This is a genomic window from Sphingobacterium sp. B29 (assembly GCF_001952815.1).
Classification (GTDB): Bacteria; Bacteroidota; Bacteroidia; order Sphingobacteriales; family Sphingobacteriaceae; genus Sphingobacterium; species Sphingobacterium siyangense.
Genome location: NZ_CP019158.1, coordinates 1,098,884 through 1,114,974 on the forward strand (window position 1 = coordinate 1,098,884; position 16,091 = coordinate 1,114,974).

The 16,091-nt window shown below is 38.6% G+C and carries 17 protein-coding genes; all 17 read right to left on the reverse strand.

From position 1 onward, the window contains the following. Positions 1 to 105 precede the first annotated feature (105 nt). The 17 genes from BV902_RS04690 to BV902_RS04765 all read right to left on the reverse strand — a co-directional run bounded on the left by BV902_RS04690 (position 106) and on the right by BV902_RS04765 (position 16,072). Entirely contained in the window at positions 106 to 1,344 is a 1,239-nt protein-coding gene (locus BV902_RS04690; protein ID WP_075990968.1) for a thioredoxin family protein, read from the reverse strand. A 53-nt stretch (positions 1,345 to 1,397) separates the two neighbouring features. Beyond that, positions 1,398 to 2,636 carry a thioredoxin family protein gene (locus BV902_RS04695; RefSeq protein WP_075990969.1) on the reverse strand — a complete coding sequence of 413 codons (1,239 nt, stop codon included), beginning with the start codon at positions 2,634 to 2,636 and terminating at the stop codon, positions 1,398 to 1,400. A 111-nt stretch (positions 2,637 to 2,747) separates the two neighbouring features. Then, a complete protein-coding gene (locus BV902_RS04700) occupies positions 2,748 to 3,935 on the reverse strand; it encodes an aminopeptidase C (protein ID WP_075990970.1) in 1,188 nt (395 codons plus the stop codon). 269 nt (positions 3,936 to 4,204) lie between these two features. Then, a complete protein-coding gene (locus BV902_RS04705) occupies positions 4,205 to 5,257 on the reverse strand; it encodes a TerC family protein (RefSeq protein WP_075990971.1) in 1,053 nt (350 codons plus the stop codon). Position 5,258: 1 nt separating this feature from the next. After that, on the reverse strand, positions 5,259 to 6,230 hold the full coding sequence (locus BV902_RS04710) for a polyprenyl synthetase family protein (RefSeq protein ID WP_075990972.1): 972 nt from the start codon (positions 6,228 to 6,230) through the stop codon (positions 5,259 to 5,261). 50 nt (positions 6,231 to 6,280) lie between these two features. Then, a complete protein-coding gene (locus BV902_RS04715) occupies positions 6,281 to 6,844 on the reverse strand; it encodes a DUF3109 family protein (protein WP_046672325.1) in 564 nt (187 codons plus the stop codon). Positions 6,845 to 6,849: 5 nt separating this feature from the next. Beyond that, on the reverse strand, positions 6,850 to 7,035 hold the full coding sequence (locus BV902_RS28525; protein WP_335682271.1) for a DUF3108 domain-containing protein: 186 nt from the start codon (positions 7,033 to 7,035) through the stop codon (positions 6,850 to 6,852). Then, entirely contained in the window at positions 6,998 to 7,636 is a 639-nt protein-coding gene (locus BV902_RS04720) for a DUF3108 domain-containing protein (RefSeq protein WP_335682258.1), read from the reverse strand. Before BV902_RS04720 ends, BV902_RS28525 begins: the two co-directional genes overlap by 38 nt. A 118-nt stretch (positions 7,637 to 7,754) precedes the next feature. Continuing rightward, a complete protein-coding gene (locus BV902_RS04725) occupies positions 7,755 to 8,276 on the reverse strand; it encodes a DUF2480 family protein (protein ID WP_075990973.1) in 522 nt (173 codons plus the stop codon). 61 nt (positions 8,277 to 8,337) lie between these two features. Then, positions 8,338 to 10,443, reverse strand: coding sequence for a peptidylprolyl isomerase (locus tag BV902_RS04730; protein ID WP_075990974.1), 2,106 nt, complete (start codon positions 10,441 to 10,443; stop codon positions 8,338 to 8,340). Between the two features lie 293 nt (positions 10,444 to 10,736). Then, a complete protein-coding gene (gene lptC / locus BV902_RS04735; protein ID WP_075990975.1) occupies positions 10,737 to 11,366 on the reverse strand; it encodes an LPS export ABC transporter periplasmic protein LptC in 630 nt (209 codons plus the stop codon). 8 nt (positions 11,367 to 11,374) lie between these two features. Further along, positions 11,375 to 12,700 carry a hypothetical protein gene (locus BV902_RS04740; RefSeq protein ID WP_075990976.1) on the reverse strand — a complete coding sequence of 442 codons (1,326 nt, stop codon included), beginning with the start codon at positions 12,698 to 12,700 and terminating at the stop codon, positions 11,375 to 11,377. Between the two features lie 175 nt (positions 12,701 to 12,875). Next, entirely contained in the window at positions 12,876 to 13,859 is a 984-nt protein-coding gene (locus BV902_RS04745; protein ID WP_075990977.1) for a DUF6427 family protein, read from the reverse strand. 20 nt (positions 13,860 to 13,879) lie between these two features. Then, positions 13,880 to 14,089, reverse strand: a complete 210-nt coding sequence (locus BV902_RS04750; RefSeq protein ID WP_046672332.1) for a CcmD family protein — start codon at positions 14,087 to 14,089, stop codon at positions 13,880 to 13,882. A gap of 147 nt (positions 14,090 to 14,236) precedes the next feature. Beyond that, positions 14,237 to 14,899: a cytochrome c biogenesis protein gene (ccsA, locus tag BV902_RS04755; RefSeq protein WP_075990978.1), complete on the reverse strand. Its 663-nt coding sequence runs from the start codon at positions 14,897 to 14,899 to the stop codon at positions 14,237 to 14,239. Between the two features lie 37 nt (positions 14,900 to 14,936). Beyond that, positions 14,937 to 15,596 (reverse strand): heme exporter protein CcmB, encoded by a 660-nt coding sequence (locus BV902_RS04760; RefSeq protein ID WP_075990979.1) that lies wholly within the window; start codon positions 15,594 to 15,596, stop codon positions 14,937 to 14,939. A gap of 77 nt (positions 15,597 to 15,673) precedes the next feature. After that, the gene (locus tag BV902_RS04765) at positions 15,674 to 16,072 is read right to left on the reverse strand and encodes a hypothetical protein (RefSeq protein ID WP_075990980.1); all 399 of its coding nucleotides are present in this window, start codon (positions 16,070 to 16,072) and stop codon (positions 15,674 to 15,676) included. Positions 16,073 to 16,091: the final 19 nt, after the last annotated feature.

Consider the following 16,091-nt stretch of genomic DNA (forward strand, 5'->3'; position numbering starts at 1 on the left):
CATTATCTTTTGGTTCAAAGCACTGTCTGTAGAGCAATAAATAAAAAAGCCGCGATCAAGTTATTGACCGCGGCTTTTTTATTCATCGACGATTAGAATATCTTCTTATTGCCAAGTCTTTTCACCTTTTTTCATTTTTTGTAAGGTCGCTACATACTCTTCTTTTTGGGTAGCATCTGTGATCAGTGAAATTGCTTTTTCTTGCGTTTTAATAGCTTTTTCTTTTTCTCCAAGGCGATACAATATGTTTGCAAAAGTGTCTAGATACATCGGCGCATCCTTTTCTTTCTCATTGGACAATTTACTCCATTCCGCTGCTGCTTTTAAACAGGCAGGATCATTGCAGTTTTCAAAAATAGACCAAGCCATGTTGTTCAATTCCGCTGCTGTGATGGTCGCCCCGTATTTTGCAATATATTTATTGAAGCTATCTCTTAAGCCCGGGTAATTTTTGGTATAACCGTAATAACGTGGTTGCATTTCGAGACTTGCTTTTTCTGTATTGACAGTTGGATATTTTTGCGCCAATTCTTTTTCTATGCTTGCGAAATCAACCGTTTCCTTTGCACGGATTTTGGTATTTACGACGTTGCCAACCAACAGCTGGGACAAGAAGTCATTTGCTTTTACTTTTTCACTAACGGCGTCAAATTTAGCAGGGTTATCTTTGATTAAATTAAAAGCCTTAGAATCGACAACATTAGCCGCCGAAAGTAATAAACTGATATTCTCCTTTGTAAAGATTTGATCTGTAGTCAAGGACGCTAATACGACTCCTTCCGCTTTTGCCTGTGTCTCTTGATCATAAGCTTCTTTGGCTGCCATAGCCATACTTTTGGCAATGTTTACATTAGTTGGTTCGGCATTAAATTTTGCTAATAGCGTTTCATATTGTGTATTTGGATCAAGTGATTTTTGTGCTTTCGCTATAAAATCGTCCGCTTCACCGCCACCAACGATACGATGCACAAGGGTACCTTTTGAATCAAAGATCAGAAAAGTTGGGTATGCCCTAACTTTATAATCTTTGGCAAAACGGTCGGCCTCTTCGTACCATGATTTTACATCTTCACTATCATTCTTGGTTTTATCCATCTGAATTTTTGCATTGATAAACTTTGAATTGAAGAAATCACCTACTTTAGCTTGTGGGAAGATAGTACTCGACATATATTTACAAGGACCACACCAGGTTGTAAAACAGTCTACAAAAATGAATTTGTTTTCTTTAGCCGCTTTTTCTTTAATCTGACTCCAGTTGAGCCCATGCTCAAATTTGACCCCCTCGCTTTGCGCAAACAGTAGGGTCGGAATTAGAAATAGCATTAAAATCAATTTTTTCATAATGTTGGTATTTTAGATTTTTAATTTAATCGTTCGCATTGGTCGGGATAAGGTTAGTTCTCCCAAGTTTTTATTCCTTTCATCATTTTGTCCAGTGTTTCTTGATAGATAGGACGATCGTCCTCACTGGCCATTTCAATAGCTTTGTTTTGCCACTTTATGGCTTTTTCTTTTTCTCCTTTCTTATAGAGTAGGTTTGCATAGGTATCCAAGAATGCACTACTTGGATCTTCAATGATGGATTTCTTGCTCCAGCTTAACGCGGATTCAATACATGCAGCATCGCTACTATTGTTAAAAATAGTCCAGGCAAAGGTATTTAATTGGTGTGGAGTAAAATCTTCTGACGAAAGGTAATCATTAATCGTATTCTTCATGGCTACATAATTCTTCACCTGAAGGTAGTAGTGTGCTTTTATCTTCTTGAACATCGGAACGAAATCGATGTCTGGATATTTTGCAGCAAGTTCATTTTGATAACTATCCCAGTTGGGTTCATGTTTGGCATCTATTTTAATCTGAAATAATTCGTTGACGACAACATTTGCCAGTGTGCGGTTAGCAATACCCGGTGACTCTAATAGAATATCAATTTTCTCTTTATTGTTGCGAATAAGATTGAAAGCTTTTGAATTGGTGAATTTGGCAGCCGCCAATAAAATATGGACATTTTCTTTTTTGAATAGTTCATCCGTGCCCAATGAATTTGCTAAGGTATTTTCTGCCTTTCGTGCTGTATTTTCATCGTAAGCGATATTTGCTGCTTTCAGCATCTGCTTGGCTGTGTAAATATCTTGAGGTCTTTTCTCGAATTTTTTTAACAGCGTGTAATACTGTGTTTCGGGATAAAGGCCATCCATCACATGACCGACAAATTCGGGAGCGTCACTTGCACCGACAATCCGGTGTACCGCTTGCCCATTGGGATTAAAGATAAGAAATGTGGGAAAGGATTGAATATTGTATTCATTGGAAATAGCACGCGCATCGGCATACCATTTTTTGACATTGGCATTGTCGGACTCTGTGGAATCCATTTGTACCCTAACACTAATGAAGTTCTGATTAATTGGCTGCCCCACCTGCTCTAAGGGAAAGATCTCATTGCTCATATATTGGCATGGGCCACACCAGGTTGCAAATAGCTCTACGAAGATAAACTTGTTCTCAGCTTGTGCCCGCTCCTTTATTTGTTTCCAACTCAACCCTTCTACAAATTTCACACCCTTGGTCTGGGCCTGAGCCAAATTCCCGAATAAAATTGTAAGGCATAATGCGATTATACTTCTCATACTCACTCAACAAAAGATTCATAATTATGTTTAAGTTATTAAATTAATCTGAAAACAAAAACACCTCTGAAGTATTAATTTCAGAGGTGTTTTCGTGGACTGATAAATCGCTTATTTGATATTTATCTTCGATTTTAAATCTTTTGTTAGACCGTCTTTATGTAACATCAAAGAAGTTGTTTTATAACGTACAAATTCTTTTGACGCATATAAATAACCATGATAGTCATTTGTTGTGCCCCAAGAGTTTTTAACGATGTAATACTCTTTTCCGTTTTGATCTTTTACAAGACCTACGATATGCATGCCGTGGTCATCTGTAGTTTGCCAGTTGTCGAAAGCTTTTTGTCTTTCTTCCGCTGTTACTTTTAACTCTGGTTTAGGACCAACAAACATTGTTGACTTTTCCTGATCTGTCATTTCCTCGAAAGGTTTTTCTGGCACATAAGCTACACCGTTTTTCCAAGAGAAGCCTTTTTCTGATACGTCAGTTGCCCAAGCTACAGTATAACCCTTTTGTAACGCATTGTCAATGATGTCCGTTAAATCGTTCATCTTAACATTATAGAAACGGTCGAATGACCAGTTGTCAGGAATCAACAATACGAATTGGCTATAGTATGGATGGTCAGTTACCGAAGCAATACCAACGTAATCATCCGGATTGATACCGATTACCTGATCTGCAAAAGTGCGTGGTGTATAAGATTTACCGTTGTAATCAAATTTCTCAGGTACTTCTCCAAGATAAGAATCCATCGCTGCGGTATATGCTTTCTCCCAGTTTGGCGTTAATGTTTTGCCTTTTACTACTGCTCCTAACATCGCATCCAACATATTTGTCATTTCACCAAAGTTGTTACGTGTAGTGCCGTAGTGAAGACCTGTGTAAGCAGATTGCGGCATTGTACCGTATTTACGGAATGAGTTCAAAACATCATGGAATTGACCACCTTCACCCAATGATAATCCACCATGAAGGCGTACATAAGTACGAGCTTTGTCTAAGTACGTATTGCGCGCAGTATAAATTTGGGAGATCTCAATTGGTTTTTTACCCATACGGATCATCTCTGACTCCAGGAAAGAATTACCTGAATAAGACCAACAAGTACCTGATGAACCTTGGTTTTTGATGGATGTATTACCTAGATTGATAACTTCAGTAAATGTAAATCCAGATTTGCTATTGTCATTTTGATTTGCTTTTAGTGCATTGATCAAATTGTCCTGTGCTTGTACTTGGAACGAAGCTGCGAAAAGTGAAGCAGCTAGTACAATCGTTTTATTCCAATTCATTGTTAGTATTTTGTTAATTTAGTGTGGTGCTAAATTAAATAAATTAAATTTAGTAAGGTAAATTCCTATGTAAAATAATTGTTCTTAAAAATCTACTATTTTTTTGCTAATCTTTTGTTGGAGAATAGGATATATAAGAAATGTTAACATCAAATAGAAATGGTCAGAAATTTCTTTCTGACCATGGTGTTTTGTATCGCTTATAATTTAGCGCTGATTACCGGTGTTTTTTGTCGAACGATGACCACCGGTAGCTTTTCAATAATCGCTTAATCGGCCGGTGAAGGCTTTTTTGGAAAAAGCAGCGAAGCAATGATACTCAATGCAAGTATGCTGACAATAACAATCAATGAATGTGTTGTTGTAAAACCTACTTCGGCCAACCAGTGATGCAGCAGCATCTTTAGACCAATGAAGACCAGCAAAAATGCTAAACCGACTTTGAGGTATTGGAATTTGTGGATAATATTGACCAAAAGGAAAAACATAGACCGCAATCCAAGTATGGCAAAAATATTGGAGAAAAATACAACATAGGCATCTTTGGTAACCGAGAAAATTGCAGGGATAGAATCCACAGCAAAAATCAAATCCGTAAATTCTATGACCAGTAATACAAGAAATAGTGGCGTCATATATTTCACTCCGTTCTCTACATGGAAGAAGTGCCCGCCATCTAATTTTGGTGTTACCTTAAAGTATCGGGAAGCGAATTTAACAACTGGGTGGTTCTGTGGATCTACTTCTTCTTCCTGGTTGCGGTTGATAAACATTTTTACACCTGTAAAGACCAGAAAAGCACCAAAAACATATAGAATCCAGCCGAATTTAGCAATCAGGGTAGCGCCAAGGAAGATAAATAAGAAACGCATAATGATTGCGCCCAAAATCCCCCATACCAAAACTTTATGGTAATAGCGCTCCGGAATACCAAAAGAAGTGAATAATAATACCATCACAAAGATATTATCTACGGATAAGGCATATTCCACAACATAACCGGTGAGATATTCCAGGCCAAGATTTTTGTTGTAGAGCTCGAGACTCGCCGCTAAATCACCCGGAATGATTTTAATATCGTGGTGGTGTTTGGTAATGATTTCCTGAAGGTGGTCTAAGTCATGGATGTTGTGTAGTTCAAATCCATAGTGACGAAGAAGCCAATAGAAACCCAATGAGAATAAGACCCAGATGGCGCTCATGATGCTAGCCATCTTTAGGCTAACAGGTTTGTCGCCTTTGGAGAATAAGCCTAGATCTATTGCTAGCATAAGTGCAATAAAGATGAGGAATCCGCCAAAAAACATTAATTCGTGACTCATTTTATTTTTTTCTTTCTGTTGTATATTTTACCAGCTGCTCCAACCCCGCTTTGTATTCACTGTCGGGAAAGTCTTCCAAAATCCGGAAAGCGTCTTGTTGGTATTCCAGCATCTTATTTGTAGCGTATTCGAGCCCTCCGCTCTGGCGGACAAAGGCAATGACTTCGGCCACTTTGTGTGCATCCTCATTATGGTTTTTAATCAAATTAATGATCCTACGCTTTTCACTTGAAGTTACTTGATTCAAGGCATAGATTAGCGGTAAGGTCATTTTCTTCTCTTTGATGTCATTGCCGAGCGGTTTGCCGACATCATCTAACCCAAAGTCGAATAAATCGTCCTTAATTTGAAATGCAATTCCGATTTTTTCACCAAATTGATGGAGCTTATCTATTGTTTCCTGATCTGCATTGGAAGAAGCCGATCCACAGGCACAGCAAGACGCAATCAGCGACGCTGTTTTCTTCCGTATGACCTCAAAATAAATAGATTCTTCAATATCCAGTTTACGGGCCTTTTCGATTTGAAGCAATTCACCTTCGCTCATCTGATCCACAGCTTCCGATACAATTTTTAACAAGTGATAATCCTGATGTTTTACAGAAAGGAGCAGGCCTCTAGACAGGAGAAAATCACCCACCAAAACAGCTATTTTATTTTTCCATAATGCATTGATGGAGAAAAAACCTCTGCGTTCATAGGAATTGTCCACCACATCATCATGTACGAGTGAGGCGGTATGCAACAATTCTACGAGAGCAGCTCCTCGGTAAGTGGACTCATTAATTCCGTTGCATATACCAGCAGAAAAGAACACAAACATAGGCCGCATTTGTTTGCCTTTACGTTTGATCAGGTATTGTGTAATACGATCCAACAAGGGGACGGAGCTTTTCATTGAAGCTTTGAATTTTTTTTCAAAAGCCTCAAGTTCGTGGGCAATAGGGCGTTGGATCTCTCTTAATTTTGACATGAATTGGGGTGAAATACCAAAATAGTTAAAGCTTAAAGATAGTGATTTTGTTACAACTCTTCGACTGCTTTCTCAAGATTTTTGTACCATTCTTCACCATAGGTGCGGATGAGAGGATCCTTTAAAAATTTAAATACAGGTACCTGTAATTCTTTGCCAAATGAGCATGCATCTTTACAGATATGCCAACGGTCATAGTGAAGTACGTCGAATTCGGGATAATGTGTTGTCCTGATAGGATAGAGGTGACACGACACGGGTTTGCGCCAATGGACTTCGCCAAGTTCGTACGCCTTTTCGATAGCGCATTTTGTAATGCCATTTTCCCAGGTCACATAGGCACATTCTTTATTCCCATCGACACAGGTGGTCGTTAGATCGCCATCAACATCGACAACATACTTCCCTTGCTCTTCAATCGCTTCAATACCTTTCTCGGTCATATAGGGTTTTACTTTGGGATAAATCTCCTCTAATATAGCCTTTTCACTCTCCAATAAAGGGGCGCCTGAATCGCCTTCAATACAACAGATTCCTTTACATTTTGATAAATTACACACAAAGTCATTGTTGATTAGATCTTCGTGCACCAATACATTTCCTACTTCAATCATTCTAATTATTTTGAGTAGCTTGCTTTTTGTCCCAATTTGTATTTTAATCCACTGGCTTCGAGTAATTCTAATGTTACCGAGCCGATGAGAATATCTACATTGGCTTTGACCGGAATACGGTTGCCATCATTGGTTACCCACAGATAAAGCTTGCTATTTTTTTTTAAAGATACGTCCCGGTTTAATCTCAGGACTGAATTTGAGACATTCTAAAGTGCCTAATTCTGTTTTTATTTTTTCTATTCCAATATATTGTATGCCTAAGGTGGCAATCTCATCATTCAAAAAATAAGTCAGCTTAAAAGATTCTCCTGGTTTAACAGTCGACAGATCTAGATTACGGGCAAAATAATAGGAAGAAAGCAAGTCGAAAGTCTGATCTACCTTCGAGTTGAAAGTCCCTTTATTACCTACAACACTATTTGTCTCCTGGTTGAAGCGTACCTTATCATTCCGTCTATATCCTCCTTCACGAATGTTCTCTGTATAATAATACGGTAAAAATGTTTTGCTGTTGATATACGAGTTGTATTCATTTCTTACGGTATATATCGCAAAGGCGCCAGCTGTTTTGCCGGCAGCATATAGATGAAAGGAAGGGTTTCCAGCTCCGTCCTTGGTATCCTCAACGGTTAATGTCCCTGTTGCGGCTGAAATAAAGCCATAACGGAGTTTATATTTTAATTTCTCACCACCTTTAAATGCCGATTCTTTTAAATGCGGTAAATCTTGAGCGAAAGCAGTACTTACGATAACGGATAAGTAAAGGAGCAAAGTCGATATAAGTTTCATGTACGTAAGTTTACGAAATTTGTTTGAAAAAGAAATGTTAATTTCATTCAAATAAATTTAACTTTTGGAGTTAATGAGACGTTCATGGACGATGACTTATACTTAATTCTGAGCTGATTTATTTAGGCTGTGTCCGCTTAAATACGGGGACCGTAGAACAGGGTTCACCGTACATAATACTTTTTGCAACCTTACTTAGTTTTACTGTAAACTGTACAAATGTAGACTCTGGAATAAAAGTATCGCCACAACCTTTCACAACGACACGTTGATCCCGAAATTGTTCCATGTCGATCTGTTCAATTGCCGCAGCATACTGAATGCGTAATAACTCTTCTGAATCCCCAAAAATAACTGTCGTTGCATAGGGCTCCAATTTGTTGGCCAATAACATATAAGCCCAAGTCGGAACAATGGCATCGGCAGTACACGTAATGGCGACATGTTTACCCGCGTATTGCGACCAGTCGTGTGTCTTAATGAACTCGCGGAAGTCCTTTTCTTTAAGAATCAAGCCATGGAAGAGATTATCCTTAATATCATATACTACATTGTCTGCCTTAGGATGGTAGTTGGCCAAGTCAACTGTGACTAACCCACTTTGCGCAACTTTGTTGACAATATTTGTTTGAATATCCATATTTACATCAAAAAAAAGCCGGACGATAATTCGTCCGGCTACAAATTTACTTAAAAATCTTTTAAAAGAATTTCACTCTATTGTCAATGATTTCAGCTTTGTCTTGTAATGCGCGGAAAATAGATCCCCAAGCGCGTTGTGCTTTTGCTGCAAGCATTTGTTTCTTTTGTCCGTTGATATCCGAAATGGCGGCAGGATTGGTAAAACCATTTACTTGTACAACATATACACCTGTATTACCTTCAATAGCTTTGGAAGGTTTGTTTGGCTGTAGTCCAAAAACAGTACCAACTACTTTGTTTTCTAATGCAACACCAGGGATAACTGGATTTGCGAAGACAACATTTTCAACGTGAATAGCTGCTTTACCAACTTTTTGTGCAACTTGATCAATAGAAGATGTACCTGCTAAAGCCTTGTCAAATTTATCTTTCAAGATTTTAGCTTTAACCATATTTCTTACTGCAGGTTCAATATCTTTCTTAACAGCATCCAAGGAAAGGGTTCCTTTAGGCTGTATGTCGACCAAGCTTGCTAAGATATAAGAGGTTTCAGTCTCAAATACTTTGTCTGAAATCTCACCTTTTTTAGCTTCGAAAGCCCATTTGATTAAATCACGCGGAGCTTCGGCACCATCTAGTACATTGTCCATCGCTGTTACGCGTGAGGCTGTTTTTGCTTCTAGACCAAGTTTTTTCGCTTCCTGAGCAAAGTTCTGTGCTGTAGCTGCAGATAAGAATGCTGTCGCTTTGCTATGCGCATTGTTCAACGTTTCTTTCCCACTGTTGATCACTTTGTCAATGATGGCAACTTTAGCATATTTTGAACTACCTGATTGTTTCTCAATTTTAATGACATGGACACCATATTGTGATTTTACAACTTTGATATCGCCTGTTTTACTTTCGAAGATGGCTGTCTCAAGATCTGGTGCCATACGGCCTCTTGTTAAAGTACCCAGCTCTCCACCATTCGTTTTGCTCTCTGGATCTTTGCTGAACTGAACGGCCAATGCTGCGAAATTGTCTCCTTTTTGAATCAAACCTTTGATAGAATCTGCTTTCGCCAATGCTTTATCCATTCCACCTTCGGCAGCAGGATCCAATAGGATGTGTGATGCTTTCACAGAGTCAGGGCTTACGATCGTCGAAACAACTTTTGCGATTTCAAATGCATTGTTGTTTAAGAAAGGTCCAACTGTTGTTCCGGCAGCGACATTGAATACAACTGAATCCAAAGAAGGACTCAACTGTCCTTTTTTCACATAAGTAAACGGAAATTTGTTGTCTGAATTGATCGAAGCAAATAACGAGTCATCTTTAGCAACGATTAAATCTTGTTTCAATTTGTTGATCGTCTCTTTTACGGCCAATGAATCTTTCGCAAGAGGTTTTGCATCCACCATTACGTATTGAATCGCACGTGTTTCCTCTTGTGTTTTGAACATGTTTTTATGTTCATTATAATATTCTTGGTAATCTGCATCAGTCAATTTAGCATCAGCATCTTTAACAGAAGCGTAATCTAAAAGAATGTATTTGAAGTCTGCAAGTTTATTACGCTCTTGGTATTCTTCGTTTGCTTCCAAAGAAGTAACATATACGCTATTGGAAAGCAATTCGCCATATTTGCTGCTTAAACGCTCATCTCTAACGCCTTTCAGTAGTTCTTCCCATTGTTCAGCCACTTGCTGGTTACCTGATGTGTTCATTTGGGTGATAAAAGCACGCAGTTGACTCGGGTCAAATTGTCCTGTTTGTGGGTTGGTGAAGGCTTGAACGATTTGAGGCGAAGGGTTGTTACCTTGCACTAAATCATTTAATTCGTCTTTACCGACAGTCAAACCGATTTTTTCAATTTCCTTTTTCAAGATCTCTCTTGACAAAAATTGATTCCATACTTGTTGAACAGCGTAGGTCCGCATTTGAGGGGTGACTGCACCGCCCATTTGTTGTTTGAACATTTCCTCTGTTTGTTCAACTTGCTTACTGAACGCAGGATATTCAATTTCAGTTCCGTTGACTTCCCCTACACGATTTTGATGTCTCGCCCAAAAAGGAGCTCCCCCTCGAACGACATCGCCTAGTAAAAATGCTAAAATTGCGATAGCCATAGCCGCGGTCAAGATGACACCAGCTTTGTTACGCAAAAAGCCCATTAATCCCATAGTCTGCTTATTGTGTTTATATTGTGTAAATACTTGTATTTCGTTAATTTATGCATAGCATAGCAAAATGCGGTGCAAGATACAATTTTTATAAAAAAAAACGGAATATTTTCCTGAATGTAGCAAAACAAATTTGAAAACTATTTGTATAAAGTGGAGTTTTTTGTTCTCTTTTAGTTCAAATGATTCGTTTTGAATAACTTAATCGTATAAATAAACAGTCTGGAGCCATTGTATCAGATCCATGGCTGCTTTTAAACCAAACCGGAATCTGGTTTATGGCCCACGATGAGCTATTTACCTAACGAAGGGAAGAGGTTGTTGTTGGTAATGACCGTATACCCAGTTGCATTGGCTATATTGACATGTTTAAAATCTTTGTCCGAAGTAAATGATGAACCTTGTAAGTTACCGCGATTATCTCGAAAGAATGCCGTAATGGGAACATGATTATAAAAGGTCATGTTGCTGTTGCTATCGGCCTTACTTTCGTCGTAGATAATCTCTTCTGTTTTGATGACAGAACCGTCAGCCATCGTTACCACCACATTTTTTGTAAAGGTGGTCGTCTTTTCTTTTTCCCTTCGGATGGCGTGGTCGGAAGTGATTCGCTGAGTTTCCTTTAAATTGTCATCGTAAAAGATGATTTTTATGCTTTTTGGAAATTCGTATACTTCGGTGCTATCGTGTTTGATACGCATTTCGGGCGCTGTGAGATTCGCTTTTACCCGTGTGGAATCGCTATAGATAATATCGACATGACGTGAAATGTCGACCGCCTCTTCCTTTTTCATGTTGGCAAGGCGATCCACCTCTTTGAGATCCGGTTCGCAAGAGGTCAATGAGAGCGCCCCTAGTAAAGATAATATTACTAGGGGCGATATATTTTGGAATATGGATGAAGCAAATGCCTTGCGTACCATCGTATTAATTAATCTAAAGGAGGTTTTCTAAACCAGCGGTCATTTAGGGTAAAGCCGATATTAAAGTTAATATAACGTTCACGTAGGAGGCTATTGCTAATTTTACCCATTTGGCCAAATTCTGCAGAGAAATTTATTTTAGAGAAGGCCCCTGAAAATTGATTTCTTGCCAATGGCAAACCTACGCCTACAGTAACCGCCATATCGTTGATATTTTGGTCGCTTAAGAAATATTGTGTTTTATTATACCTAAAACCAACTCTATAGTCTACTTGGTTTAAATATTTGAGCGAAGTAACATCTGGTGTTATCTGACCACCAATGGCTACGCCATAATTCTTCCGTAGTTCGTTTTCACCCGCTCTTGTCTGAAATCTTGACCAATCGGCATATTTAAAATCGGCCCCTACCAACCAGCGGTTATTACGTGCAAGGGTAATACCTACATTGTGTTTCAACGGAAGCGTCAAATGCCTGCTGCTACGGCCAGAAACATAGGTACTATCCAAAGGAATGTTTTGATTGTCTGGATCCGTTGAAGGTGTAATTCTTGTATTAAAAATTGTTGTTCTTTCTTTGATGTCATTATTTAGCGATCCTGAATAACCAACGATCAACGAATATTCTCTATTTAAAGGTTGTTCGTACTGTAATCCATAATCAAAGATAATTCCTTGGATTTCGCGCTTATTTTGTTGTTGCGTATTTAATGCTCCGGATGTAGGCAAAAACTCTACACGGCTATAATCATTTAAGGTTCCAAATAGATAAGACATATTGGCACCAATACTCAGACCTTTTACAATGCGTACACCCCAACCCGCATAGGCTTTAGTTAAACCACCTTCGCCCGTGAATACTTTCGTATAGGGATCAGAATTGACTGTTCCACTTGAAGATGTCCGATAGCCTATATCTGAGTAGGGAAGGATACCCAAGCTGATACCGCCAAATCGTTTCATTGGGAAAGTCATCGTGATGTGGCTAAAGGCAAAGTCAGCAGTATTATCGGATCTGGTCGTCGAATTTAACTGCGTGTAATTCCCGTATAAACCAGCATCAAAGGTTGTAAACTGTGTTGCAGAATAAGATGCAGGGTTGCTTGGGTTGGTATTGTATACACCATTAATTCTCCGAATAGCGGTATTGACACCTCCCATGCCTCTATATTGTGGCAATAAATCTTCACGCATCTGACCAAGTCCAAATTGAGAATAAGGTGATGCGGATGTCGTTTTTTGTGCAAATGCGGTAGTAGAACTAGCTAAAATTCCACCTGCTAACAACAGTTGGAGTGATTTATTTCTTAGAGAGCTTGTAAAGCGTTTCTGCATGGTCAATCTATAAAATTGAGAAACTAATGTTTATTTAGTTTTAGTGAAATTTTCGAGTTATCTGACTCTTATATTAAATGTTCTTTGCTTTTAATCGCATACAAAACTATTCAATTTTTGCGAGCTTGTTAAGCCGATTTTGTTAAAAAAGGTTAAACACTTATTGTACAGTAGTTTAGAAAAACTGAAAGTAGATTATGGTAAGTGTTATGATGGCGTATACGACTTCAAAAAACCATTTCTTTTTGGCATAGGTGAAATAATAAGCCATATAAATAGCGATAGAAGGGGCACAAAGTAAAAAATGGGCCTCCGTTAGTTTTTTATTCCAATAAAACGAGACGATCGCTAGGCATAACATAAAAAACAACAGTTGAAATGACTTGCGAATATGCACGACACTTTTGAAAAAATTGTCTTTCAATACCAATAGGAAGAGTATTAACGTAAAGATTACCGGGACGAGTACCAGATAATCGACTAATTGAATGCGAATAGCAGTAGGGAATTTGTAGGTAAACGGCAGCCAAATGGTATAAAATTGCTGCATTTTACCCATCCATAGATAGATAACCGCTAAGATGAAATAAACTGTTGCCAGGCCAAGTAAAGGGGTGATCCACTCACGCCAATTGAAGGGCCTAAAAATGAGTAGGCCTATCCACAATAGGAAGAACATACTCAGAAACGGGAAGTAGATCAGACTTCCTATACCTACAATCATACCGAGATCAAACATTTCGGCTTTAACATCTGTCTGCCGATAGAGGGAGAGCAACTTGCTTAACATCCATATCGAAATAAAATTACAGATCAGGGTCGGGGACAGTACCAAAAATGGTAAAAACAAGCTGGCCAGTGTCATATACATCAAAGCCACCAAGAAACTGGGTTTGCCCAGCAGGTTAAAATGGCTGGTGATGCGATTGAGTATCGTTGCTTGAAAAATCGTCAAGATCAGTGTGATAAAAACATTGGTCGAAGGAGAGAGGTTGATTAAGTTATTTTCTCCTAAAAGATTCCCCAAGGCAGGTTCAAAGATTACAGAATCAAGTTTGTCCGGAAGGTGAAGAAATATGCCTAAACATAAAACAAAACCCACGAGGGATAGAAATAAAATATTGATGGGTGAATAATTTCTAAACTGACTTATAATCATTGTATGCGATCAATAAAATGCTATTTATTCTTTTTTTCCAATTTGCTGATACGGCGATCGAGCAAGAAAAGGAAGAAAGCCAAACCTAAAAAAATGACCAACATGACCAATACAACAACGTAGATTTTACCTTCGCTACGCAATCCAGTCGCCATCTCGACATCATCTTGTGCAAATGTGCTCAAAGTCGATAAGAGTAGTAAGGCGATTGACAATGTTATTTTTTTCATTTGTTTAAAATATTATTCGTGTCGTTTTCATTGTTATACATGACTCGATACACGCTATTTGATTTATGTAATATCCTGTTTTTTATTTATTCGGCATTACCCGATTTCTCTATGATAGAAATAGAGGATTGTATTAGCCGTTCAATTCTATGCGTTCAAATCTTTCTTTTCGAGCAAACGTACTCTATAGCGGAGTGAACAGATCCAAGCTGCAATCATTGGCCAGCCAATCATTGCTGCATAAAATGTAGGACGTAGCTCGCTGCTCATTTTTAAATCGCCAAAGGCAGAGTTTCCACCACTTCCGGGGTGAAGAGAGTCTGTCATCTTTGGTAGAATATAAAGTAGCACGATGATAATTGGAAATGCAAAGATATTGTACACCGCAGATATTTTTGCTCTTTTTTGCTCTTCTTCCAGCGCATTACGGAGTACCAGATAGGCCAGATACATCAGTGTTGCTATTGCAGAGCCATTAAGCTTCGGATCGTTTGGCCAGGGTTCTCCCCAGGTGATGTTTGCCCAAAGCATGCCTGTCGCAAGTCCAAGAAAACAAAATGTTATTCCGGTATTGACAGCTTCAATGGCCATTAAATCATACTCCTGTTTGCCCGTATTGAGGTATTTAATACTGTAAATAACGGAAACCAGGTACATAACGAACATGGCAGACCACATTGGGACATGAAAATAGACATTTCGTATGCTTTCGTGAAGGATGAATAGGCGGGGAACAGGTCCTAAAAGACCATTGATAATGACTGCACAGATAATCATTACCGCTAATATTTTCCACCATTTTTTTCTCATGGATAAATTGAATTTAGTTTGTTCTCAATTCTGACACTTAATCTCGCCAAAGGTACGGAAATAACAACAAAGAAATAGTGATGGTGATTACATTAATTGCAAGTAATACGATTATTTCTTTGCTGCTGGAAGCCCTTTCCAGGCCTTCTATTGCATTGCGGGACAGCTTGATTAATACGATTAACAGCGGGATAATGGCGGGGAAACTCAAGATGGCCATTAGGGTGCTATTGTTGCCTGCTTTGGAGCTGATCCCCGAGATCATGGTAAAAACAGTAGCAAAACTTATGCTGCCCAAGATGACCGAAATGAAGTAAAGGGTTGGATCACCGACAGGGTTCCTGAATATTGTCGAATAGACAAAATAGGCAATGACCGCCAGCAGAGTCATCATCATCATATTGTAAATGACTTTCGCTAAAATGATTGCTCTAGGGTCGATCAGTGAATAATAGTAAAGTTGCCGGTTTGGGTTTTCTTGGACGAAGCTTTTGTTGATTGCATTGATCGAAGCGAAGAGCATAATGATCCAGAATAATGCATTCCAAGTAGCCGTATCAACTGATTTGAACGCTTGATAGCAAACGAAAACAGTTGATACGACATATAGTAGAATTCCGTTAATAGCATATTTTGAACGCCATTCCAGAATGATGTCTTTAAGAATTAAAGTTTTTACCTGTTGCAGCAAAGTCATATGCAGCAAAGATACAAATGTATTTTGACCACGAGAGTGACCAAAACCATCAATTCTTAAAAAAGCTGTTTTTTTACTTATGCGTTAGAAATTTTGGACTTTGCAGCATCAGTTGTATTGTCGATTTTGCTTGCCAAATTTTGAGCGGCATTATTGGCGTGGTCCAAAGCTTCTCTGCCGGCTTCTTTTGCTTTGTTTTTCAGTGCATCTGCATCATCTGAAGCTCTGCTGAACGCTGCTTGTGCCTTTGATTTCAAATGGTCTAGTTCAGCCGAAGCTCTGTTGGCTAGTTTTTGTGCCTTTTTAGCTTCTTTTTTTGAAAGATCTTTCAATGACTTAGTTAAGCTTTTAATGCCATCATTTGCACGATCTAATTGTTTTTTTCCATCATCAGTTCCTAAAAGATACCATGCAGCAGCTCCCGCAGCTAATCCTACCAAAGCAAATGCCACTAATCCATTTTTGCTATTTTTCATAATTCTTCTATTTTGTTAT